The organism is Flavobacterium olei, assembly GCF_039749035.1.
In the GTDB taxonomy this organism is placed as follows: domain Bacteria; phylum Bacteroidota; class Bacteroidia; order Flavobacteriales; family Flavobacteriaceae; genus Flavobacterium; species Flavobacterium olei.
Genome location: NZ_JBDKWC010000002.1, coordinates 250,613 through 273,947, shown reverse-complemented (window position 1 = coordinate 273,947; position 23,335 = coordinate 250,613). Strand labels below are relative to the sequence as shown.

21 protein-coding genes are annotated in these 23,335 nt (G+C 34.2%); 13 read left to right on the top strand and 8 right to left on the bottom strand.

Translation table 11 applies throughout. The features are described 5' to 3' along the window. Positions 1–99: 99 nt before the first annotated feature. The 4 genes from ABEB31_RS05170 to ABEB31_RS05155 form a co-directional block, all read right to left on the bottom strand. Positions 100–630, bottom strand: coding sequence for an inorganic diphosphatase (locus ABEB31_RS05170; RefSeq protein ID WP_055097158.1), 531 nt, complete (start codon positions 628–630; stop codon positions 100–102). Between the two features lie 108 nt (positions 631–738). Continuing rightward, positions 739–1,338 (bottom strand): DNA-3-methyladenine glycosylase family protein, encoded by a 600-nt coding sequence (locus tag ABEB31_RS05165; RefSeq protein ID WP_347050289.1) that lies wholly within the window; start codon positions 1,336–1,338, stop codon positions 739–741. 232 nt (positions 1,339–1,570) lie between these two features. Beyond that, entirely contained in the window at positions 1,571–4,072 is a 2,502-nt protein-coding gene (locus ABEB31_RS05160; protein ID WP_347050288.1) for a DUF5686 and carboxypeptidase-like regulatory domain-containing protein, read from the bottom strand. A 71-nt stretch (positions 4,073–4,143) separates the two neighbouring features. Continuing rightward, positions 4,144–5,121, bottom strand: a complete 978-nt coding sequence (locus tag ABEB31_RS05155; protein WP_035645643.1) for a pyruvate dehydrogenase complex E1 component subunit beta — start codon at positions 5,119–5,121, stop codon at positions 4,144–4,146. Between the two features lie 501 nt (positions 5,122–5,622). Here ABEB31_RS05155 and ABEB31_RS05150 point away from each other — a divergent pair. The 4 genes from ABEB31_RS05150 (at position 5,623) to ABEB31_RS05135 (ending at position 9,241) form a co-directional block, all read left to right on the top strand. Next, positions 5,623–6,369: an electron transfer flavoprotein subunit beta/FixA family protein gene (locus ABEB31_RS05150; RefSeq protein ID WP_347050287.1), complete on the top strand. Its 747-nt coding sequence runs from the start codon at positions 5,623–5,625 to the stop codon at positions 6,367–6,369. Between the two features lie 180 nt (positions 6,370–6,549). Beyond that, on the top strand, positions 6,550–7,518 hold the full coding sequence (locus ABEB31_RS05145) for an electron transfer flavoprotein subunit alpha/FixB family protein (RefSeq protein WP_347050286.1): 969 nt from the start codon (positions 6,550–6,552) through the stop codon (positions 7,516–7,518). A 163-nt stretch (positions 7,519–7,681) separates the two neighbouring features. Next, a complete protein-coding gene (locus ABEB31_RS05140) occupies positions 7,682–8,305 on the top strand; it encodes a bifunctional nuclease domain-containing protein (RefSeq protein WP_347050285.1) in 624 nt (207 codons plus the stop codon). An 84-nt stretch (positions 8,306–8,389) separates the two neighbouring features. Next, positions 8,390–9,241, top strand: a complete 852-nt coding sequence (locus ABEB31_RS05135) for a thymidylate synthase (RefSeq protein ID WP_347050284.1) — start codon at positions 8,390–8,392, stop codon at positions 9,239–9,241. Between the two features lie 37 nt (positions 9,242–9,278). On the opposite strand, the gene ABEB31_RS05130 is transcribed toward ABEB31_RS05135, so the two are convergent. Next, positions 9,279–9,575: an isoamylase early set domain-containing protein gene (locus ABEB31_RS05130; RefSeq protein WP_347050764.1), complete on the bottom strand. Its 297-nt coding sequence runs from the start codon at positions 9,573–9,575 to the stop codon at positions 9,279–9,281. A 240-nt stretch (positions 9,576–9,815) separates the two neighbouring features. Between ABEB31_RS05130 and ABEB31_RS05125 the strand changes: the two genes are divergently transcribed. The 4 genes from ABEB31_RS05125 to porT all read left to right on the top strand — a co-directional run bounded on the left by ABEB31_RS05125 (position 9,816) and on the right by porT (position 12,683). After that, a complete protein-coding gene (locus ABEB31_RS05125) occupies positions 9,816–10,160 on the top strand; it encodes a 2TM domain-containing protein (RefSeq protein ID WP_347050283.1) in 345 nt (114 codons plus the stop codon). Positions 10,161–10,171: 11 nt separating this feature from the next. Then, entirely contained in the window at positions 10,172–10,654 is a 483-nt protein-coding gene (locus ABEB31_RS05120; protein ID WP_347050281.1) for a dihydrofolate reductase, read from the top strand. Positions 10,655–11,227: 573 nt separating this feature from the next. Next, complete coding sequence (gene ubiE / locus ABEB31_RS05115) at positions 11,228–11,959, top strand: bifunctional demethylmenaquinone methyltransferase/2-methoxy-6-polyprenyl-1,4-benzoquinol methylase UbiE (protein ID WP_347050280.1); 732 nt, start codon at positions 11,228–11,230, stop codon at positions 11,957–11,959. 1 nt (position 11,960) lies between these two features. Beyond that, positions 11,961–12,683, top strand: a complete 723-nt coding sequence (gene porT / locus ABEB31_RS05110) for a type IX secretion/gliding motility protein PorT/SprT (RefSeq protein ID WP_347050278.1) — start codon at positions 11,961–11,963, stop codon at positions 12,681–12,683. A gap of 9 nt (positions 12,684–12,692) precedes the next feature. Here the strand turns inward: porT and ABEB31_RS05105 are convergent, their stop codons facing one another. After that, the gene (locus ABEB31_RS05105; RefSeq protein WP_347050276.1) at positions 12,693–13,421 is read right to left on the bottom strand and encodes a TrmH family RNA methyltransferase; all 729 of its coding nucleotides are present in this window, start codon (positions 13,419–13,421) and stop codon (positions 12,693–12,695) included. A gap of 37 nt (positions 13,422–13,458) precedes the next feature. On the opposite strand from ABEB31_RS05105, the gene tamL reads away from it, so the two are divergent. The 3 genes from tamL (at position 13,459) to accD (ending at position 18,095) form a co-directional block, all read left to right on the top strand. Next, positions 13,459–16,032: a translocation and assembly module lipoprotein TamL gene (gene tamL, locus ABEB31_RS05100; RefSeq protein WP_347050275.1), complete on the top strand. Its 2,574-nt coding sequence runs from the start codon at positions 13,459–13,461 to the stop codon at positions 16,030–16,032. A gap of 60 nt (positions 16,033–16,092) precedes the next feature. Then, positions 16,093–17,160 (top strand): class II fructose-bisphosphate aldolase, encoded by a 1,068-nt coding sequence (gene fbaA / locus ABEB31_RS05095; protein WP_347050273.1) that lies wholly within the window; start codon positions 16,093–16,095, stop codon positions 17,158–17,160. 80 nt (positions 17,161–17,240) lie between these two features. Then, entirely contained in the window at positions 17,241–18,095 is an 855-nt protein-coding gene (gene accD, locus ABEB31_RS05090) for an acetyl-CoA carboxylase, carboxyltransferase subunit beta (RefSeq protein WP_347050272.1), read from the top strand. 154 nt (positions 18,096–18,249) lie between these two features. Here the strand turns inward: accD and ABEB31_RS05085 are convergent, their stop codons facing one another. Together ABEB31_RS05085 and ABEB31_RS05080 are read right to left on the bottom strand one after the other, a co-directional pair. Next, positions 18,250–19,131, bottom strand: a complete 882-nt coding sequence (locus ABEB31_RS05085; protein WP_347050271.1) for a cupin-like domain-containing protein — start codon at positions 19,129–19,131, stop codon at positions 18,250–18,252. A gap of 72 nt (positions 19,132–19,203) precedes the next feature. Continuing rightward, the gene (locus tag ABEB31_RS05080) at positions 19,204–20,451 is read right to left on the bottom strand and encodes an ABC transporter permease (RefSeq protein WP_347050270.1); all 1,248 of its coding nucleotides are present in this window, start codon (positions 20,449–20,451) and stop codon (positions 19,204–19,206) included. A gap of 164 nt (positions 20,452–20,615) precedes the next feature. Here ABEB31_RS05080 and purH point away from each other — a divergent pair, with 164 nt between their 5' ends. Both purH and ABEB31_RS05070 read left to right on the top strand, forming a co-directional pair. After that, on the top strand, positions 20,616–22,142 hold the full coding sequence (gene purH, locus ABEB31_RS05075; RefSeq protein WP_347050268.1) for a bifunctional phosphoribosylaminoimidazolecarboxamide formyltransferase/IMP cyclohydrolase: 1,527 nt from the start codon (positions 20,616–20,618) through the stop codon (positions 22,140–22,142). Positions 22,143–22,198: 56 nt separating this feature from the next. After that, positions 22,199–23,227: a rod shape-determining protein gene (locus ABEB31_RS05070; protein WP_008466528.1), complete on the top strand. Its 1,029-nt coding sequence runs from the start codon at positions 22,199–22,201 to the stop codon at positions 23,225–23,227. Positions 23,228–23,335: the final 108 nt, after the last annotated feature.

Below are 23,335 nucleotides of genomic sequence, written 5' to 3'. Positions count from 1 at the left end.
TTTTGGTTAATAGTCAACAATCTAACTAAACGAATTTAAACAAAAAAGCAATACTCCTGACGGCAGTATTGCTTTTTTTATATTAGAATAGGGTAAAAATTATTTAATACTAAATAATCCTTCTGGTTTATTTTCAATATCGTTAAAACGTTTCGTACACTCTGCAATAATAGCAAAAGCTTCGTTTACGTCTCCCCAGCCTTCAACATCAACTTTTTTGTTTTCAAGATCTTTGTAAACCTGAAAGAAGTGCTCGATTTCTTTTACTAAGTGCGGGTTCATGTCTGATAAATCTGTTAACGAATTCCAGATTGGATCTGAAACCGGTACACAGATAATTTTCTCGTCTGGTCCTTTATCATCTGCCATGTGGAAAACTCCGATTGGCTTAACTTCCATAACACATCCTGGAAAAGTTGGTTCGTTTACCAAAACCAATACATCAAGAGGATCTCCGTCTAATGCTAAAGTTTCCGGAATAAACCCGTAATCTGCCGGGTACATCATTGAAGAGAATAACATTCTGTCAAAACGCATTCTTTTAATTTCAAAATCGTATTCGTATTTATTTCTGCTTCCTCTTGGTATTTCGATTAATACATCGAAAGTCGTTAATTTGTCTGCGGTCATTTTCGTTTTTTATTGTTTCTATAATTTCGGTTGCAAAAATAGCTAAAGAATCTAGTTTTACAATAAAAAACGATGTAATATCTGCATTAAGTTTTTAAAAATTAGACATTAAAAAGTTATTTTTCTATTTCGCTTGGTCAAATAGTGGTGCCACAATAAATAAGTTGCATAAGATCGGTACGGACTCCATTCTGCAGCAAACTTTTCCATCTCCAATTTATCATGAATATCAAACAGCTCCTTTATCGTATTTACTATTGCAATATCGCCTAACGGAATCAAATCAGGCTCCTGAAGACAAAACATTAAATAGATATCAATTGTCCAGTTTCCAATTCCTTTTAATTTAATTAATTCTTCCCGAACCTGAATTGAAGATTTCGAAGCTAAACTTTCAATATCTAATTCTTTATTTAAAACCGCTTCCGCTAAAATCTTGATGTATTTTGTTTTCTGACGACTGACGCCAAGACTTCTATATTCTTCATCAGACAAAAGCAGCATATTCTCCGGATTACAAATCGTGTAATTTTTGATTTTTAAAAATGTGGCTTTCGCCGAATCTATAGAAACCTGCTGTTCGAGAATCAACAATACCAATGTTTCAAAACCTGGTGGACGTTTCGGAATTGGTGGCAATCCGTATTTTTCTATGATTTCCAGAAAGATTGGATTTTTGGATGAAAGAAAATCGATGGCTTCCTGCATGATTTGAATTTTTAAGTCTAATTTCAAAATTAAATAAAAGAATATTCAAATAAATTATTTTAGATAATCTTGTCATTTCGACGAAGGAGAAATCACACTAGAGATTCCTCAGCTTGCCAATCTTTGTCGAGCTACTAGTGTGATTTCTCCTTCGCCGAAATGACAAAAATTGAAATAAAAAAAGCCGCAGAATTAAAAACTCTGCGACTTTGCAACTTTGTTCCTTTGCAACTTAGAAGTAAAATCCGAAAGATCCTTTTATTGCAAATTTATGCGCATCAGGCATATCTAAATAATTTCCTCTCCATGAGAAATCAAGTCTGAATACTTTAAATATATTTCCAATTCCGGCGTTGTATTCCCAATATACTTTTTCTGGAGCATTGTATGGTAATCCAGAAGCATTTATGGCACGATTGGCATCAGAAATGGTTCCGTGAACTGCTCGAACACCGATAAATTCTCTCCAGTTTAATTTTCTCATGAATGGAACTCTGGCAAATAATCTTCCGCCAAAATCATGGTTCCACTGCAAAGTTGTATATTGATCTGTAACAAATTCGTAAAAATTTAAATTACTGAATGTATTCTCAATCGTAAAATAAGTCTGATTCCCCGGAATTACACTCATTAATCCTAACGGAATTGTTCCAAATGTTTTTCCTGTTTCCACGATTACATTTGATCTTCCTAATGGACCAATTATAATTGGCTGCTTATAAAAAATTTGTATTTTTTCGTAAGCAAAATCACTGTCCATAACTCCTTTTAAACCGTAACTAAAGTTTACAAAGAAATGACTAAACGGACTGTCAACTAAATCTCTTTCAACTCCGTAACCAATAGTTTTTCGATTTGGCATATATTCAAACTGGATATTTGCCTCTGTTTGTTTGACATCACTTTTTATAACTCCCATCGGATCTGCGGCAGTAGGCAAAGTCGTGTAGTAATCTAAACTAAAGGTCTTAGAAGCAGATTCTAAGGTTCGGTATGAAAATCCCGCAGAAACAATAAAGTTCTTTTTTGCTTCCATTTCTACAGAAACATTACTCAAATTTATGTTTGTTAGTTTTCCGTTACTTCCCGTTGTAAACAAAGCTGATGAAGCAAAACTTCTTCCTAAAACATCATTTGTCGTGGTTAAGCTGGCACCAATTTGTTCGATATCCCGCCTGTTTCCTCCAGAAATGATGACACGGTTTTTCTTGTCAACCATCCATTTTCCTGAAACTCCATATTTAAATTTGTTGTCGTCAAATCCGTAGGCTGTGTATGCCTGGATACGCCATGGATCGTTTGGTCCGAAGTACGTTCTCCCTCCTACACGCAATCTTAAGCCTTCGACTTCATTATATCCAAAGGTTGAAAATATCGGCCCATAATCAAAGTTTTTAAATTCAACATAACCACTACCCAAAATCGAGACGAGACTGTACAATTGCTTAAATCGCTTGACGGTCTGCAGCGTGTCAAGCATTTTATAGATACCGGCTTCGTCCTTATTCAGTTTTTCAAAACGATTTTCTTCCCAAAATTCAGGGGGTCGTTCGTAGACTGCATTATCAATATAATTGACTTCTTCCTTATAAAACTTTTCCGGCTTCTGAATGTTGAATTTATGTCCGCGATACAAAGTCGTTCGTTTTCCGTAAACACCTTTTGATTTTTCTTTTTTATTCAAAGCAAAATCAGACATCATATAATCGCGTGTCAGTAAAAAAACAGAATCGTTTTCTACTTCAAATTCCTGCTCTATATAAATGTCTTTTACCCAGTTGATATTGGCGCTTTTGGTAACGCCCATATTAATTTTTTTAATCGCAAAAGTGGTATCGTTTACCCAGAAATCTCCTTTAAAAGTTAACTCATTTTTACGTCTCGGATAAAAAACAATATTAAAACACCATTTTTTATCGATATAAGCACTGTCCTTTAGAACATAGTTATAAACATCTATTCCGGTTTTTGAAAGCGGACTTGTAAAACTTTTATCAAAAAATTTAAGGTGATTGTCGTAAATATTATAATCGGAATAAAGATCTTTTACAAAAGATAAAATCTGCTGATTTCCATTGAAACCGGACATTTTATTTCCTTTTATATTTTCTTTTACTTTTTTTAATTTATTGTCACCGTAAACATCGTAAACCGATTCATTAATGAAAATTGGCAAATACGTTTTTCCGGTAACATCAGAAGTATCTACATGATTAAAGACAAACTCCATTCCTTTAAAAAGCTTATTTTTCATGAACGCACTATCAATTGTGTTCATGTCAAACTCTACTTTTTCATATTTCTGCATTTGATACTGATCAAACTGATAAAGTCCGTTTTTTCGTTTCCTTTCCCAGATTTTCCTCAAAATATCCAGCGCCGGATTGTTCTTTTTAGATGTTTTTCCGGCAAAAATCACGACTTCATTAAGAGCTTCAGCTTCGCCTAATACAATTTTAAAATCGTAGTTAACTGCTTTTTCCAAAGTCACTTCTTTATCCGAAAATCCTGCAGAAGTTACAATCAGAGCTGTATAAGTGTTTGGCGATTCTAAATAAAAACGTCCGTCTTCATTTGAAACAATTCCGGTATTTGTGCCTTTAAAAACGACATTTGCAAAAGGAATAGGCTGATTCGTTTTGTCCAAAACAATTCCACTCACTTTTGTTTGTGCAGTAGCAATAGTCGCAAATGCGAGTACAAAAAATAGGCTGAGTAAAATTAGTTTTTTCATCATCTGGGCAAAAAAAAAACTTCATCAATTAACTGTGAATGATGAAGTTTTGTGAGTATTTTAAATATGTATTATTTGTACATTACTTTTTTTACTGCTTTTACTACATCACCAGCATTTGGCAACCAGTCTTTTAATAAAACCGGAGAGTAAGGAGCAGGAGTATCAGCAGTTGTGATACGTTGAATTGGAGCGTCAAGGAAATCAAAAGCTTGTTCCTGAACGATATATGTAATTTCAGAAGAAATACTGGCGAATGGCCACGCTTCTTCGAGAATTACTAAACGGTTTGTTTTTTTAACTGAAGTAAGAATAGCATCCTTATCCATAGGGCGAACCGTTCTTAAATCGATAATCTCGCATGAAATTCCTTCTTTGGCTAGTTCATCTGCAGCAATAAAAGCTTCTTTAATGATTTTTCCAAAAGATACGATTGTTACGTCTTTTCCTTCACGTTTGATATCAGCAACTCCTAATGGAATTGTATATTCTCCGTCTGGCACTTCTCCTTTATCACCGTACATTTGCTCAGATTCCATGAAAATAACAGGATCATTATCACGAATAGCCGATTTTAAAAGTCCTTTTGCATCGTAAGGAGTTGAAGGCACAACCACTTTAAGACCCGGAGTATTTGCAAACCAGTTTTCTAAAGCCTGAGAGTGAGTCGCCCCTAATTGACCTGCAGAAGCAGTTGGTCCTCGGAAAACGATAGGCACATTAAATTGTCCACCTGTCATTTGACGCATTTTAGCAGCGTTATTTATAATTTGATCAATACCAACCAGACAGAAGTTGAATGTCATATATTCTACAATCGGTCGATTTCCGTTCATTGCAGAACCTACTGCAATTCCTGTAAACCCAAGCTCAGCAATTGGAGTATCAATAACTCTTTTTTCTCCAAACTCAGCAAGCATTCCTTTTGAAGCTTTGTATGCTCCATTGTATTCTGCAACTTCTTCGCCCATTAAATATATGGATTCATCGTGACGCATTTCTTCGCTCATCGCTTCACAAATGGCCTCTCTAAATTGTATTGTTCTCATATTTTATATTGTATGTTGAATTTTCTGAAGAGCAAAAATAAATATTTTAAATAACTTAAAAGCAAAAAACGAATTTAAAATCGCATGAACTTCTCTCTGCTCTTCCGTTTTAACTTTTTTAACTTTATTGTACTATTTACGAAATCGATATAATAACGTATTAATGACACTTATTCTCTCAAAATCATTTTTTAGACAAACTTGTATTTATTTGTTTAATTATTGATGTTCCAAAAATCCTTCATAAAAACGAAAAATTAAAAGTTTTAGTATTTTTCATACAAAAAATAATTCCCAACTACTTTTACAAATATTATAAAATTACTAATAATCAACAAAAAAGCATGATTTTTTAATTACTACAGACGATGAAAACCAGTAAAATCTGCGCAATTTGCGAAATCGTAATAGTTTTGAAAAATATTATGCATGCATAGTATAATTATTCCAAATTAAATTCTAAATTTGTAAAAGCATATTATAAATTCAAAATATATACTTATGAAAATATTAGTTTGCATCAGCCACGTGCCTGATACTACTTCAAAAATTAACTTTACTAACGGCGATTCAGAATTTGATACTGCCGGCGTACAATATGTAATAAATCCTAATGATGAATTTGGTCTTACACGTGCAATCTGGTTTCAGGAACAACAAGGTGCAAATGTAACCGTTGTAAATGTTGGAGGTCCTGATACAGAACCAACTTTACGTAAAGCTTTAGCAATTGGAGCCAACGAGGCCATTCGTGTAAATGCAAACCCAACTGATGGTTTTTTTGTTGCAAAACAATTGGCAGAAGTAATTAAAAATGGCGGTTATGATTTAGTAATTGCAGGAAAAGAATCTTTAGATTACAACGGCGGAATGGTTCCTGGTATGATTGCCGGAATTTTAGGTTCTAATTTTTTAAACTCTTGTACAAGTTTAACTGTTGACGGAAATAATGTAAAAGCAGTCCGTGAAATTGACGGTGGAAAAGAAACTGTAAGTACTACTCTTCCTTTAATTATTGGAGGTCAGAAAGGTCTGGTTGAAGAAAAAGATTTACGTATCCCGAACATGAGAGGAATTATGACAGCCAGAACCAAAGCGCTTACTATTCTTGAGCCTGTTGACGCGCCTGTAAATACAAAAGCAGTGAAGTTTGAAAAACCAGCTCCTAAATCGGCAGTAAAATTAATTTCTCCAGATAATTTAGATGAGTTAGTAAATTTATTACACAACGAAGCTAAGGTGATTTAAGATTGTAGTCCCTATCCCGATGCTTCGGGACGGATAGATTTTAGATTGCTCATCAAAGCTGATAAAATCTAATTGAAACAATATAATTTACTCATAATATAAAATCGTTAATCTAAGAATCACATTTTAGAATTCAGTTTCAAAAAATCTGAAATCTAAAATCTAAAATCTAAAATTATTATGTCATTATTAATATATGCAGAATCTGCAGAAGGAAAATTTAAAAAAGTTGCTTTTGAATTGGCTTCATACGCTAAGAAAGTAGCAGAAACTTTAGGAACAACCGTTACTGCGGTAACAGTAAATATTAGCGACGTTAGCGAATTGGCAAAATACGGAGTTGATAAAGTCCTAAAAGTAAACAACGATAAACTGGCCGGTTTTACTGCTAAGGCTTATGCCGATGTAATTAAACAAGCGGCTCAAAAAGAAGGAGCAAAAGTAATTTTACTTTCTTCTACAACAGACAGTATTTATCTTTCATCATTGGTTGCAGTTTCTTTAGAAGCTGGTTTTGCATCCAATGTTGTAGGATTACCTGTTAGCACTTCTCCTTTTCAGGTAAAAAGAAACGCTTTTTCGAACAAAGCTTTCAACATTACAGAAATCAGTACAGACATCAAAGTTCTTGCTTTGGCTAAAAACTCTTACGGAATTTTCGAAAGTGCCGGAGCCGGAGCCGAAGAAGATTTTAACCCAACCATTGGCGAAAATGATTTTGGTGTAAAAGTTGAATCTGTAGAAAAAGTATCCGGTAAAGTTTCTATCGCTGACGCGGATATCGTAGTTTCCGGAGGACGCGGATTAAAAGGTCCGGAAAACTGGGGACTAATCGAAGATCTAGCAGCCGTTCTTGGGGCTGCGACAGCTTGTTCCAAACCTGTTTCAGATTTAGGATGGAGACCTCACAGCGAACACGTTGGACAAACCGGTAAACCGGTTGCAACGAATTTATATATTGCAGTGGGAATTTCCGGGGCAATTCAACACATTGCCGGAATCAATTCCTCGAAAGTTAAAGTAGTAATTAACAGCGATCCTGAAGCCCCTTTCTTTAAAGTTGCTGATTATGGTATAGTTGGAGATGCATTTACAATTATACCTGAACTAACAGAGAAATTAAAAGCTTTTAAAGCTCAGCATTCATAATTTAAAATTCTCTTTAAAAATATAGCTGCCTAAAAACAAGATAATCGTATCTTTGTTTTAAGGCGGCTTTTTTGTTCCATATTTTTTGATTAAAATTGCACCTTTATTTTCCAATCAAAAAAAGCAATAAAATGAGGCAGTAATGCCCTTTTTACATACATATATGAGTCTAGTTAAATTATCCATAAAAGGAATTTCATACAGTCAAACTCAAAATGGCGCTTATGCCTTAATTTTGAATGAAGTTGATGGCGAAAGAAAATTGCCAATTGTCATAGGAGCTTTTGAAGCCCAGTCAATTGCTATCGCCTTAGAAAAAGAAATAAAACCACCACGTCCGTTAACACACGATTTATTCAAAAATTTCGCTGAAAGATTTGATATCGTAGTAAAACAAGTAATCATACATAAATTAGTCGATGGTGTTTTTTATTCCAGCTTAATTTGCGAAAGAGATAAAATCGAAGAAATAATTGATGCACGAACGTCAGATGCCATTGCTTTAGCATTGCGCTTTAATGCTCCGATTTTTACGTATAAAAACATTCTTGACAAAGCCGGAATCTACTTAAAATCAAATACCGCAGAAACTGATCAGGGCGCGCAGGAGATTGATGATGTACTTTCAAATCCGGAAACATTCGGACATGAAGAAGAAACAAATCAATCTGGAGAAGTTTATGCCAAACATAGTTTGCAAGAACTAAATGAACTTTTAGATCAGGCGGTTTCTCAGGAAGATTATGAAAAAGCGGCAAAAATCAGAGACGAAATTTCGAAAAGATAAATTTTAATGGTTAATCGTTTAACCGTTTATTCGTTAATACGTCTAGACAAATAAACGATCAACAATTAAACGATTAAACAAAAGATGAAACAATACTTAGATTTAGTAAAACACGTTTTAGAAAACGGTTGTCAGAAAGGTGACCGAACCGGCACCGGGACAAAAAGTGTTTTCGGTTATCAGATGCGTTTTGATTTAAGTGAAGGTTTCCCAATGGTAACTACAAAAAAACTTCATTTAAAATCAATCATATACGAATTGCTCTGGTTTTTAAAAGGAGATACCAATATTAAATATCTGCAGGAAAACGGAGTAAAAATTTGGGATGAATGGGCAGATTCTGATGGGAATCTGGGGCCTGTTTATGGACATCAATGGCGCAATTGGAACAGTGAAGAAATTGACCAAATTTCTGAATTAATTAAAGAGTTAAAAACAAACCCGAATAGCAGAAGAATGCTGGTTTCTGCCTGGAATCCATCTGTTCTTCCAGATACTAAAAAATCTTTTGAGGAGAATGTAGCCAATAATAAAGCCGCTTTACCTCCATGCCACGCCTTCTTTCAGTTTTATGTGGCAAGTCCGGATACCGAAAAAGGAGAAACTAAAGGAAAATTATCCTGCCAGTTGTATCAACGAAGTGCAGATATCTTTTTAGGAGTTCCTTTTAATATTGCTTCTTATGCATTACTTACTATGATGATTGCTCAGGTTTGCGATTTAGAGCCAGGTGAATTCATACATACTTTTGGAGATGCACATATTTATAACAATCACTTTGAGCAATTGGAATTGCAATTGTCAAGAGATCCAAAACCATTGCCAAAAATGATATTAAATCCGGAGATCAAAAACATTTTCGATTTTGATTTTGAAGATTTCACATTAGTAGACTATGATCCGCATCCTGCCATAAAAGGAAGTGTTGCCGTATAAAAAACAAAAATCCGCTTAAAAATTTAAGCGGATTTTTTTATACAACTAATACACTATTTTCACTTCCGGCGTAATCATTCCATTTATAAGAATCTGCTTCGGGATCATTAATATAAGAACCGTCTACTAAATACTTAAACTCATAAACAGCATCTTTGACTAAATCATACGTAGCTTTAAAAGTACCATTTTTCAATTTACTCAAAGCTCCTTCTTCGGCATTCCAATTATTAAAATCTCCTACAACAGCAGCCGATGTTGCATTTTTAGCTTCTACTGAAAACGTAACTTTACAGACAGGTTTTGTTTTTACAAATTGTTTCTTCAAAGACATAACTGTTTCTTTTTTAGATTTATACATCTAAAATTAATTAAATTCAGTGAGACACTCACTAGCACTCTTACCGATTTATCATAATACAAAAAACAGGATGCCATTTTCGCTTTATCTGTAATTTATCGCCTTTAAAATTTTGTATTTCAGATTCTTATAACGTTTTCAACTAAATATTCGATCTCCAAAATATTGTCTTTCAAAAAATAATTTTAACTTTATAATCTCATTTTTTATCTTATGGAAAAAGAAGTACACGAACAATACGAATATGCGAGACGACGATTAAGACAAAAAAAGGTTTTGTATTTTCATTTTGTTCTTTTCCTTTTAGGAAGTTTATTTTTATTTATAGCCAACAGATTCTTTGGCTTCGGAGAAGGCACAACTCAAAATTGGTGCATTTGGGGTATTACTGCCTGGCTTTTTATTTTTATCCTGCATTTTATTAAAGTATATATTACCGATCGTTTTATGAATAAAAAATGGGAAAGAGAACAAGTGGACAGATTAGTTGCTTTACAGCAAAAAAGAATCAGCCAGCTGGAATCTTCTATAAACGATGAGAATGATAATAAAATTTAGTTACGAATACCATGATTATAATGATAGCGGCTGCAGCCGAAAATAATGCACTTGGAAAAAACAATGAATTAGTCTGGCATTTGCCTAATGATTTTAAAAGATTTAAAGCTCTTACTACAGGTCATCATATCATTATGGGAAGAAAAACTTTTGAGAGTTTCCCTAAACCGTTGCCAAATCGCGTGCATGTTGTAATCTCGCGTCAGGAAAATTACAAGCCAGAAGGATGTATTGTTGTAGACAGTATTGAGAAAGCTTTAGCGATATGTCCTCAAGATGATGACAGCTATGTTATTGGTGGAGGCGAAATTTATAATCTGGCACTTCCTTTTACAGATATTATTGAATTGACAAAAGTTCATCACACCTTCGATGCAGATGCATTTTTTCCTAAGATCAATAAAAACGAATGGATTGTGGTAGAATCTGAAGAAAATCATAAGGATGAAAAACATCTTTATGATTATACTTATGAAACTTACATTAGAAAATAAATAAAAAACATCCTCTTTTGACGGAGGATGTTTTTAAAACGATTGATATTTAAGGCCGGACTCTCTCAAGAAAAATTTTGTTTAAAAAATCACAAATGTAAAAAACACTTGATAACTGAATAACATTTAATGTTATTTGAGACCTAAATCTCAAAAACGCCTTTAATAACAAATACCACTAAGATATTAAAGGCAGAAAATTAAAATTTCCAAAAACAAATTTAATCCTAAGAACGTATTTTGCACTTATTAACAGTATTTCCCCCCAAGAACAATACTTACAAAACCTTTCAAGAACAGATGAATTTACCAGTGCAAAGAAAGCAATCATCTGTTTAAGTCATTGGCTGTATCAATCATTAAAACTTTAATCATTTTTACTTTGACAAAGTTGCGAATAAACAACATGTCAGACAATACCTACTTTTAGTGATTTTACCAAAATACCTAGATTTAGGGATGGAGTTTTTAACTGCATTATAACTTTCAACAGAACTTCATAAACGTTATTTCAAATTAAAAAAACTCAATTACAGTTAGACTAGATTGTTTATATTTGCCTAAATAAAAAAAATGTCTGAAAAAGTAACTCCGTATAAAGACTCTTCACTAGGTAAAAAAGAGCAAGTAACCCAAATGTTTGATACCATTTCAGGGAATTATGACAATTTAAACCGCGTAATTTCATTTGGAATCGACATTAAGTGGCGTAAGAAAGTTTTAAAAATAGTATCGGATAAAAAACCAAAAGTTATCCTTGATATTGCAACCGGAACTGGAGATTTAGCAATTTTAATGGCGCAGACCAATGCAGAAAAAATTATTGGCCTAGATATTTCTGCCGGAATGCTGGAAGTTGGAAAAAAGAAAGTGGAAGAAAAGAAACTTTCAAACACTATAGATTTAGTTTTAGGTGATTCTGAAAACATGCCTTTTGAGGACAATTACTTTGATGCTATTACTGTAGGTTTTGGTGTGAGAAACTTTGAAAATCTTGAGAAAGGTTTTGGAGAAATTTTAAGAGTTTTAAAACCAAACGGGGTTTTTGTTATTTTAGAAACTTCTGTTCCTGAAAAGTTTCCTTACAAGCAAGGTTACAATTTTTACAGTAAAAATATACTTCCGTTAATCGGTAAATTATTTTCGAAAGATAATGATGCTTACGGATATTTATCTGAATCTGCTGCTGCTTTTCCTTATGGCGAAGCACTGAACAATATTTTGAGAAAAACTGGGTTTATAGATGTTGTGGCAATGCCTCAAACTTTTGGTGTCGCAACAATTTATTCTGCATCTAAAAAATAATATGAAAAAAGCTGTAATCTTATTTTTATTGGTCTTAGCTACAAAAGGGCATGCGCAATTTGCTAAAAACATGTTTAGTAAAGATCCTATCGTTAACCTTGAAAACTGGCAAAAGCAGCGTATTTACTTTGGCTATTATCTAGGTTTTAATAGTTTTGACTTTAAATTTGATTACAAAACCCCTGTTCAGGAAGATATTCAGGTAAAAAAAACGACCGGTTTTAATGTGGGGGTTGTGGCCGATCTGCGACTACAGGAATATATTAATCTTCGTTTTGAACCAGGTTTATATTATACCAAACGCGATCTTTATTTTCCCGGCGTAGGAACTTTAGAAAAAGATTATTTAAGAGAAGTAAACAGTACTTATATTCATTTTCCTCTATTGCTGAAATTTTCTGCTTTACGTACAGGAAATATACGTCCGTATCTTGTAGGCGGAATGTCGACAACCTTAAATTTATCTAGTAACGCAAAATCTAAAGACGACAACTGGCAGCAAAAATTCAGAGTAAAACAATGGACTGCCTCTTACGAAGTTGGGTTGGGAATTGACATCTTTACTGAATATTTCATCTTTTCTCCTTCTGTAAGAGGAATGTTCGGAATTACTAACGAAATAATCCCGGACAATGTAACAGCAGAACATCCTGTTAGTCCTTACACAGATAATATCGATTCGATGAAATCCCGGGCAATTTTAATAAATTTTACTTTTCATTAAAACAAAATCTTAACTATTTCGTTTAAATTCACTAAGAATAATTGCAGTTGCGGTAGCTACATTTAAACTTTCAGTTTTTTGCAGCTCTCCAAACCTGGGAATTGTTAGACGGCTGGTTACAGTTTTTTCAATCTCGTCTGAAATACCATTGGCTTCATTACCCATAATGATGATTCCGTCCGTAGGTAATTTTGACTGATAAATGTTTTCTCCGTCCATAAAAGTTCCAAAAACCGGCAGTTTAGTCTGAGCAAGAAAAAGTTTTAAGTCAACATAGTTTACATTTACTCTGGAAATAGAACCCATTGTAGCCTGTACCACTTTCGGATTAAAAATATCCACTGTTTCATTAGAACAAATTACCTGCCTGATGCCAAACCAGTCGCAAAGACGTAAAATAGTTCCTAAATTTCCGGGATCTCTAATATCGTCCAGTGCTAAAATTAAACCCGAATCGATGATTTTCTTTTCGGATGGAATTTTGAAAACTGCCAAACAGGAATTAGGAGTCGACAAAGCACTTATTTTTTTCAGTTCCTGCTCATTAATAAGCGTGCGTTTTGAAGTGTGAACTGCTTCAAAATCATTTAAGGTAGTATATAAATGTTCTAATTCAAAATTGGATTGCAGCAATTCTTGAATTACTTTTACTCCTTCAGCAAAAAATAATTGATTGGCCAGACGCTGCTTTTTTTGATGCAAACCTGAGATAAGTTTTATTTGGTTTTTACTAACCATAAAATAATGTACTTTTGAATTAAATATTTAATAACACTTGAAAAATAATTCCACAAAAATAATAGCATTTCTTCTAATTGCAATATTAATTTGCGCTTGTAATGCCGTAAAAAGAGTTCCTGATGGAAAAAATCTTCTTGTAAAAAATAATATTATAGTAAACGGCAAGTCTACCAATGACGAAACAGCTTCTAACCAAATGTACCAAAAACCAAACGGTAAATTGTTGGGCTACAAATTAAGATTGAATTTATACAATTTAGCCAATTTAAATCCGGATTCTACCTATCAGGCAAAATTTAAAAACAATCCCGGGAAGTATGAGCGTATGTCTAAAATCTATTCGGCAAAACAAGTAGATCGTCTTGGACAGTCTTTCTATTACAAAGGTATTCACGAATTTCTAAAAAACACCGGCGAACCACCCGTTATCATTGATACTTCTAAAACGAAAAAATCCTTGCTCCGATTAAAATACTATTATTTTAATAATGGATATTTTAACGTGCTAACAGATTATACTATTGACACAATTGGAAAGAAAAGAGCTTCAATCAATTATAACATCACGACTGGTCCGGCTTATAAATTAGATACCATTAAGACTAAAATAATGACTCCGGCATTAGATTCATTATACAAAACTAATAATGATCCTTCTCTATTGAAATCTGGAAATCAATACAAAACTACCGATTTTGAAGACGAGAAGAACCGAATTACAACTTATTTTAGAAATCACGGAGCTTATTATTTTCAGCCCACGTATGTTACTTATGATATTGATACAATTGGCAAAAAAGCAAAAGCCGATGTTACTTTAATTATTAACAATAACAATATCCAGGAAAGAGATTCCAGCCGAACTGAACCTTTTAAACTGTACAAAATTAGCGATGTTAATATTTACACCGACTACTCTGCCGCCAATGCAAAGAGAAAACCAACTGACAGTACTACCTACAATAATTTTAATCTGTACAGTTACAAAAAATTAAAATACAAACCACGTGCAATAACAGATGCTATCTTTATTACCAAAGGAGGTACGTATGCCGATTTCAGAACAACGTTGTCTTCGAGATATTTAAATAATCTAAGAATATTCAATTATCCGTCCATTCAGTATGAAGTCGATAAGAGAGATTCTACTGCCCAGTCTTTAATTGCAAATGTTTATTTAACTCCAAGAAAAAAATATAGTTTTGGAGCTACTTTTGACGTAACGCATTCCAACATTCAGGATTTTGGAATTGGTGCCAGTATTTCTGAAACCATTAGAAATGTTTTTAACCGCGCCGAAACACTTGAAATTTCTGCCCGTTTAAATATTGGTTCTTCGAGAGACATGGCCAATCCGAATAATAACTTTTTTAATGTCTCTGAATACGGGTTGGATATGAAATTAAACTTCCCAAGAATTTTATTGCCTTTTGGAACAGAGAAAATTATTCCCAAAAGCATGATTCCGTATACCTCTATTACATCTGGTTTTTCTAAGCAGCGTAATATTGGTCTTGACAAAGAGAATTTTACTGGTGGTATTGCCTATAACTGGACTCCAAAACGTTATAATACAGCAAAATTAGAATTATTGAACGCGCAGTTTGTACGCAATTTAAATCCTGATAATTATTTTAATGTTTACACTTCTTCGTACGATGACCTGAATGGTATAGGAAAAAATTACAACACAAATCCCGGCAACTGGGGAGACACTCCGGAAGAACAGGCTAATGAAAATCTAACGATTCCTAAAGGAACCGCAGGATTTACAAACGATGTTATAACAAACAAGACCGCATTAACACCGGCAGATTCGCAATATCAGGAAGTTGAAAGTATCGAAGAAAGAAGAATTCGTTTAACAGAAAACGATTTTATTCTGGCTACCAATTACACTTTTACAAAAACCACGAAAAAGGATCTTGCCGACAATACTTTTTATCAAATCAGGGCAAAAATTGAATCGGCTGGTTCTCTGTTATCTGCGGTTTCTGCAATTGGAAATCTTCCGAAAAATTCCAGAGGAAATTACGAGATTTTCAACTTAGAATATTCTGAATATATTAAAACCGAATTTGACTATATTAAACACTGGGATTTTGGCAAGGAGAAAGTTCTGGCCGTGAGAAGTTTCTTTGGAATTGCGATTCCTTTTGGAAATTCAAATTATATCCCGTTTTCACGAAGTTATTACGGAGGAGGTTCTAATGATAATCGCGCCTGGCAGCCATATGCACTTGGCCCGGGAAGTACAAATGCTGTAAATGATTTTAATGAGGCCAATATGAAGCTTGCGCTGAGTGGAGAATTTCGCTTTAAAATTCTTGGCGACGTTAAGGGAGCTATCTTTGCAGATGCCGGAAATATCTGGAATGTACTCGATAATGTTATAGATCCGAAAGCAAAATTTAACAGCTTAAACGATTTAGAAGAAATTGCACTAGGTACAGGATTTGGTTTGAGATACGATTTAAGCTTTTTTGTGATTCGTTTAGATTTAGGCTTCAAGACCTATAATCCGGCGCATGAGAAGGGAGACCGATGGTTTAAAGAATACAATTTCGGTCACTCGGTTTTAAATTTTGGGATAAATTATCCGTTCTAATGCTAATTAATTCTTATTTTTGCAACCTAAAAACTAAAAACAACTATAAAAAAAATTACAATGGCACACAATATTAAGCCCGGAGTAGCTACAGGAGATCAGGTTCAGGAGATTTTCAATTATGCGAAAGAAAAAGGATTTGCTTTACCTGCAGTAAACGTTACAGGATCGAGTACAATTAACGGAGTTCTGGAAACTGCAGCAAAATTAAATGCACCGGTTATTATTCAGTTTTCTAACGGAGGAGCACAATTCAACGCTGGAAAAGGATTATCAAATGCAGGTGAAAAAGCAGCTATCGCTGGTGGAATCGCAGGAGCATTACATATTCATACATTAGCAGAGGCTTACGGTGCAACTGTAATTCTACATACTGATCACTGTGCAAAAAAACTTTTGCCTTGGATCGACGGTTTATTAGATGCTTCTGAGAAACATTTCGCAGAAACAGGAAAACCATTATTCAGTTCTCATATGATCGATTTGTCTGAGGAGCCAATCGAAGAAAATATCGAGATCTGTAAAGAATACTTAGCGAGAATGAGCAAAATGGGCATGACATTGGAAATCGAACTTGGAATTACAGGTGGTGAAGAAGATGGTGTTGACAATTCTGATGTTGACAGTTCAAAATTATATACACAGCCAGAAGAAGTAGCTTATGCTTACGAAGAATTATCTAAAGTAAGTCCTAAGTTTACAATTGCTGCTGCTTTTGGAAACGTTCATGGTGTTTACAAACCAGGAAACGTAAAATTAACTCCAAAAATCTTAAAAAATTCTCAGGATTTCGTTCAAAACAAATTCAACACTGGACATAATCCGGTAGATTTCGTTTTCCACGGAGGTTCAGGTTCTACACTTGAAGAAATCAGAGAAGGAATTAGCTACGGAGTTATCAAAATGAACATTGATACAGATTTGCAATTTGCATATACTGAAGGAATTCGTGATTATATGGTTAAAAACCTTGACTATTTAAAATCACAAATTGGTAACCCAGAAGGTGCTGATGTTCCTAACAAAAAATTCTATGACCCAAGAAGATGGGTACGTGAAAGCGAAGTAACATTCAACGCAAGACTGGAGCAAGCTTTTGCTGACTTAAACAATGTGAATACACTATAATAAAAGTTTCAAGTTTAAAGTTTCAAGTTTCAGGTTCCGCAACTTGAAACTTGAAACCTCAAACAAATAAAACATTCAATATGGCTTGGTTTAAAAGACAGGAAAAAGGGATTACGACCGCGACAGAAGACAAAATGGACGTGCCGAAAGGATTGTGGTACAAATCTCCTACAGGAAAAATTATTGATGCCGACGAATTAGCGAGAAACTTATTCGTAAGTCCGGAAGATGATTTTCATGTTAGAATTGGAAGCGCAACCTATTTTGAAATTTTATTCGACAACAACGAATTTGTTGAGTTAGATAAAAACATGACATCAAAAGATCCTCTGCATTTTGTGGATACAAAAAAATATGCAGAAAGATTGAAAGATGTAATGGAAAAAACTCATCTTAAAGATGCTGTTCGAACCGGAGTTGGAAAATCTAAAGGAAAAGAACTGGTAATCTGCTGTATGGATTTTGCTTTTATCGGCGGATCTATGGGAGCGGTTGTGGGTGAAAAAATCGCAAGAGGAATTGATCATGCCATTAAAAACAGACTTCCTTTTGTAATGATTTCTAAATCTGGCGGAGCCCGTATGATGGAAGCTGCTTATTCTTTAATGCAATTGGCCAAAACTTCTGTAAAACTAGCTCAATTGGCTGAAGCAAAATTACCTTATATCTCTCTTTGTACCGATCCAACAACTGGAGGAACTACTGCATCTTACGCTATGTTAGGAGATATTAATATCTCTGAGCCAGGTGCCTTGATCGGTTTTGCAGGTCCGCGTGTTGTTCGTGATACTACAGGAAAAGATTTACCGGAAGGTTTTCAAACAGCTGAATTTCTTTTAGAGCACGGTTTCCTTGACTTTATTACTCCAAGAAAAGAATTGAAAGATAAAATCAATTTATATATCGATTTGATTCAGAATAATACTCTTAGATAGTTTTCAAAAGCTTCTAAAACAAAAATCCCAAGAATTGCTTCTTGGGATTTTTTTATTTTTAAACCATATAAGTTATATATGTTCATTTTAAATTTTTCTGCAAAGTTTTCAACTAAGAATCTTAGAACCTTAGAATCTTAGCAACTCAGAACCTTTATTTCGGCCTATTGTTCTTCAATTCCTTTTCAGCTATTTTAAAAACCAATTTTTCACGCCATTTAGCATAACTTTCTTTAAAAACCAACTTTATACCACTGTCAACAGCCCCATGCATAAATAAACTCCAGACACTTGCCATTTTTCTACTTACAGAACGATCCCATGCGCGAAGCGTCAGCGAAAAAGATCCATCGATATAGCGCATCCAGTGCCACATTCCGGTTGGCATGAACAAAGTGTCGCCATGTTCCAGAAAAACTTCGTAGCCTTCTACTCCTTTAAGTGCCGGAAACTTCTCAAAATCAGGATTGGCAACATCATAATCTTCTAATGCATACGTCGTATTAGGAAGACAATAAAGTCTTTTCTTCCATTTATTATCAAATAATATAATGTGCTTTCTTCCTCCAAAATGAGTATGAAAAAGATGAGGCAAATCGATATCATAATGTAAAAAAGTAATTGCTTTCGAGCCACCAAAAAACATTGCGGGCATGCTTTCTATAAAACCGCCCATTAATTCTTTCGGAACTTTTACATCATTAATTAATTCAGGTCTGTGTTTAAAAAGATTGAAGAAAAAAATACGTAAATCTGTAGGTTCTCTTTTTATCAAATCCAGATATTCGCCAAATTTCATTGTGGCAATCGAAGCATTGATTACTTTGGCCGGATCTGCTTTTGAGTTATCTACCAATTTGACTTCAATATCTCCGGCAATTTCTTTAAAATAATCGGTTGACCATTTTTCTCTTGCCGGCCAGTCTTTGGTTAATCCTTTTATAATTAAAGGCTTTCTTTTATCTAAATATTTTTTTTTGAATTCTTCTCTGGTAATCGATTCAACGGTGTCAACAGAATTTAAAATAAAACTCATTTACTACAATTTATTAAATTAATTACACATTTAAATTCTAAAACAGCTTACTTTAAACTATTCAAAATGCATTTACATTCCTGTTCGAATTGCCTCAACAGGATCCAAATTTGAAGCAGAAATAGCAGGCAGAATTCCGGAAATCAAGCCAATTAGAGCGGCAAGACTAGTTCCTAAAATTATGTTTCCTAAGCTTAAAACAAATTCAAAGTCAAGTAATTTGGTCAAAGCAAATGCAATTCCCCAAACCATCAGCAAACCAATAATCCCTCCAATAACAGAGAGGATTACAGCTTCAAATAAAAACTGAAAAAGAATAAACTTATTTTTTGCACCCAAAGATTTCTGAATTCCTATCAGATTGGTTCTTTCTTTAACGGAAACAAACATAATATTGGCAATTCCGAAACCACCAACCAGCAGCGAAAATCCACTAATAATCCATCCCACAACATTCATTTGCCCCAGAATTCCATCAATAAAATCGGTAAATCCGGAAAGAACATTGATAAAGAAATTGTCCATTTCACCGGCTTTCATTCCGCGAATCGCTCTTAATTTTTGCGCCACTTCAGCTTTGTAAGCTTCCATATCTACTCCTTTAACGGGTTTTAAAACAATTACAGGCGTCATGGAGTCGCTGTCACCGTACATTCTCCTTAAAAAGTTAGCCGGCAGATAAACCGAAGTATCGTTGCTGTCTCCAAAAAATCCGGCACCTTGTTTGGCCATTACACCAATTACCGTAAATCGTTGTCCGTAGAGACGTATGTTTTTTCCAATCGGATCACTGTTTCCAAAAAGTCCATCTGCAATATCATAACCAAGAACAATAACAGGAGCTCCGGAATTAGATTCTGATTCGTTATAAAATCTTCCTTTATCAAAACTCAACCCGTCAATATCGACCATTTCGCTTGACGATGGAACAATATTTACATCGCTAACTGTTTTGGAATCGTATTTTAAACTTTCTCTCGCTACAAAAAGCTGGTATCCGACCTGATCGGTATTATTCATTGAGTTTTTGAGGGCTACGTATTCATCGTATTTAACATTTGGAAACTGTTCTCTCTTCCATTGCGGAATATCTGACGGTCCAAAATTGAATTTCATTAAATAAATTGTATTTTTATCTAAGCTGCTTAAATCTTTTGATATTTTTTTATCTAAGGAATCAACAGCTGCCAAAACCGCTATAATTGAAAAAATACCAATCGTAACACCCAATAAAGACAGCAAAGTTCTTAATTTATTATTTCGCAGTGCATTTATCGCAAAACTCAAACTTTCTTTTAATAATCTTAGATAGACAATCATATTCCGGTATTTTTCAATAGAGTAAAATTCAATAATTTAAAATCAAAAACCTAATAAAAGTTAACTAACTCATCAGTAGATTTTTTTAGCATATTGTTACACTAATTCTTTTAAATTAATATATAAAAAAACTACTTTTGCAGTCTGAAAAACATAACTACAAAATGAGCACAACTAAAAAAATACAATCAGCATTAATTTCGGTTTTTTCTAAAGATGGTTTAGAGCCAATTGTTAGAAAACTACACGAACAAAATGTAACACTTTATTCGACTGGCGGAACAGAAGATTTTATCAAAAACCTTGGAATTCCGGTAGTTCCTGTTGAAGATATTACTTCTTTCCCTGAAATTCTTGGCGGAAGAGTAAAAACGCTGCACCCGAAAATTTTTGGCGGTATTTTAAATCGTCAGGATAATGAAAGTGATGTGCAGCAAATGAAGGAATTTGACATTCCTCAGATCGATTTAGTTATTGTTGATTTGTATCCTTTTGAAAAAACTGTTGCTTCAGGAGCAAGCGAGCAGGATATTATTGAAAAAATTGACATTGGCGGAATTTCATTAATCCGTGCAGGCGCAAAAAATTTCAAAGACACTGTAATTGTAGCTTCTGTAAATGAATACAGCTTACTTTTGGATTTGATTACAGACCAGGACGGAGCAACAACTCTTGAAAACAGAAGATTGTTTGCTACAAAAGCTTTTCATGTTTCTTCTCATTACGATGGAGCAATTTTCAATTATTTCAATACAGACGAAACTATTTATAAAGAAAGTATATCAGACGGTCAGGTTTTAAGATACGGGGAAAATCCACATCAAAAAGGATTTTTCTTTGGAGATTTTGACGCGATCTTCAAAAAAGTTCACGGAAAAGAATTATCCTATAACAACTTATTAGATGTTGATGCAGCAGTTAATTTAATTGCAGAATTTAAAACAGACGGACCAACATTTGCAATTCTAAAACACAACAATGCTTGTGGTCTGGCTTCCAGAAAAACGATCAGCGAAGCCTATTTGGCTGCTCTGGCTTGTGATCCGACATCTGCGTTTGGTGGAGTTTTAATTTCAAATGTTAAAATTGATTTAGCTACAGCTCAGGAAATCAACAAATTATTCTGCGAAGTAGTTATCGCTCCTTCATATGATAATGAGGCGATTGAGGTTTTACAAGAGAAGAAAAACAGAATTATTTTGGTTCAGAACGATGTTGAATTGCCATCCCGTCAGGTGAGAACTTGTCTTAATGGTTTGTTAATTCAGGACAGAAATAATATTACAGATAATAAAGAGCATTTAAAAACCGTTACAATTACAGAACCTACTGCTCAGGAGATCGAAGATTTGATCTTTGCTTCAAAAATCTGCAAGAATACAAAATCAAACACAATTGTATTTGCTAAAAACGGAACATTGATTTCATCCGGTACAGGTCAGACTTCAAGAGTTGATGCTTTGATTCAAGCTGTTGATAAAGCAAAAGCTTTCGGATTTGATTTAAATGGGGCTTCGATGGCGAGTGATGCATTTTTCCCGTTTCCGGATTGTGTAGAATTGGCTAAAAAAGCAGGAATTACAGCAGTAATTCAGCCGGGAGGTTCTATAAAAGACGAATTAAGTATAAATTATTGCAACGAAAATAATCTTGCAATGGTATTTACCGGAACTCGTCATTTTAAACATTAATTTGTTTAACTTTGTTCGATAAATAATTTATAACATTTTAAACCCCTAAAAAACTTATGGGATTTTTTGATTTCATGACTGAGGATATTGCAATAGACCTTGGTACCGCAAACACTTTAATCATTCATAATGATAAAGTTGTTATTGACAGCCCCTCTATCGTAGCACGCGACAGAGTATCAGGCAAAATCATCGCTGTTGGTAAGGAAGCCAACATGATGCAAGGTAAAACGCATGAAAACATCAAGACCATAAGGCCTTTGAAAGATGGTGTAATTGCCGACTTTGATGCTTCAGAAAAAATGATCAATATGTTCATTAAAAGTATTCCTGCATTAAAGAAAAGAATGTTTACCCCAGCATTGAGAATGGTGGTTTGTATTCCTTCCGGAATTACTGAGGTTGAGATGCGAGCTGTAAAAGAATCGTGCGAGAGAGTAAACGGAAAAGAAGTTTACCTGATCCATGAGCCAATGGCAGCTGCTATTGGTATCGGTATCGATATCATGCAGCCAAAAGGAAACATGATTGTTGATATTGGAGGTGGTACAACAGAAATTGCTGTAATTGCACTGGGCGGAATTGTTTGTGATAAATCTGTAAAAATTGCAGGTGACGTTTTTACAAACGACATCGTATATTACATGCGTACACAACACAACCTTTTTGTGGGTGAAAGTACTGCTGAAAAAATTAAAATTCAAATCGGAGCGGCTATCGAAGATCTTGACGGACCGCCGGAAGATATGTCTGTTCAGGGTAGAGATTTACTTACTGGGAAACCAAAACAAGTAGATGTTTCTTACCGTGAAATTGCAAAAGCCTTAGATAAATCTATTCAACGTATTGAAGATGCAGTAATGGAAACATTATCTCAGACTCCACCAGAGTTAGCAGCAGATATCTATAACACAGGTATTTATTTAGCAGGTGGTGGATCTATGTTGAGAGGTCTTGACAAACGTATTTCTCAGAAAACAGATTTACCTGTTTACATTGCAGAAGATCCGTTAAGAGCTGTTGTCCGCGGTACAGGAATGGCGCTTAAAAATATCGCAAAATTTAAAAGTATCTTAATCAAATAAGATTCCAAATAACAATCAATTATTTTTATCGGGGTTAAATTTATTCTATTTAACCCTGATAAAATTTGAAACTTAAGCATATCCTGAAACAAAATAACCAAACAAGAA

Coding starts and splice junctions, on each gene's coding strand:
- ABEB31_RS05170 (WP_055097158.1), bottom strand. CDS start 630: ATGACCGCAGACAAATTAACGACTTTCGATGTATTAATCGAAATACCA.
- ABEB31_RS05165 (WP_347050289.1), bottom strand. CDS start 1,338: ATGCAGGAAGCCATCGATTTTCTTTCATCCAAAAATCCAATCTTTCTG.
- ABEB31_RS05160 (WP_347050288.1), bottom strand. CDS start 4,072: ATGAAAAAACTAATTTTACTCAGCCTATTTTTTGTACTCGCATTTGCG.
- ABEB31_RS05155 (WP_035645643.1), bottom strand. CDS start 5,121: ATGAGAACAATACAATTTAGAGAGGCCATTTGTGAAGCGATGAGCGAA.
- ABEB31_RS05150 (WP_347050287.1), top strand. CDS start 5,623: ATGAAAATATTAGTTTGCATCAGCCACGTGCCTGATACTACTTCAAAA.
- ABEB31_RS05145 (WP_347050286.1), top strand. CDS start 6,550: ATGTCATTATTAATATATGCAGAATCTGCAGAAGGAAAATTTAAAAAA.
- ABEB31_RS05140 (WP_347050285.1), top strand. CDS start 7,682: ATGAGTCTAGTTAAATTATCCATAAAAGGAATTTCATACAGTCAAACT.
- ABEB31_RS05135 (WP_347050284.1), top strand. CDS start 8,390: ATGAAACAATACTTAGATTTAGTAAAACACGTTTTAGAAAACGGTTGT.
- ABEB31_RS05130 (WP_347050764.1), bottom strand. CDS start 9,575: ATGTCTTTGAAGAAACAATTTGTAAAAACAAAACCTGTCTGTAAAGTT.
- ABEB31_RS05125 (WP_347050283.1), top strand. CDS start 9,816: ATGGAAAAAGAAGTACACGAACAATACGAATATGCGAGACGACGATTA.
- ABEB31_RS05120 (WP_347050281.1), top strand. CDS start 10,172: ATGATTATAATGATAGCGGCTGCAGCCGAAAATAATGCACTTGGAAAA.
- ubiE (WP_347050280.1), top strand. CDS start 11,228: ATGTCTGAAAAAGTAACTCCGTATAAAGACTCTTCACTAGGTAAAAAA.
- porT (WP_347050278.1), top strand. CDS start 11,961: ATGAAAAAAGCTGTAATCTTATTTTTATTGGTCTTAGCTACAAAAGGG.
- ABEB31_RS05105 (WP_347050276.1), bottom strand. CDS start 13,421: ATGGTTAGTAAAAACCAAATAAAACTTATCTCAGGTTTGCATCAAAAA.
- fbaA (WP_347050273.1), top strand. CDS start 16,093: ATGGCACACAATATTAAGCCCGGAGTAGCTACAGGAGATCAGGTTCAG.
- accD (WP_347050272.1), top strand. CDS start 17,241: ATGGCTTGGTTTAAAAGACAGGAAAAAGGGATTACGACCGCGACAGAA.
- ABEB31_RS05085 (WP_347050271.1), bottom strand. CDS start 19,131: ATGAGTTTTATTTTAAATTCTGTTGACACCGTTGAATCGATTACCAGA.
- ABEB31_RS05080 (WP_347050270.1), bottom strand. CDS start 20,451: ATGATTGTCTATCTAAGATTATTAAAAGAAAGTTTGAGTTTTGCGATA.
- purH (WP_347050268.1), top strand. CDS start 20,616: ATGAGCACAACTAAAAAAATACAATCAGCATTAATTTCGGTTTTTTCT.
- ABEB31_RS05070 (WP_008466528.1), top strand. CDS start 22,199: ATGGGATTTTTTGATTTCATGACTGAGGATATTGCAATAGACCTTGGT.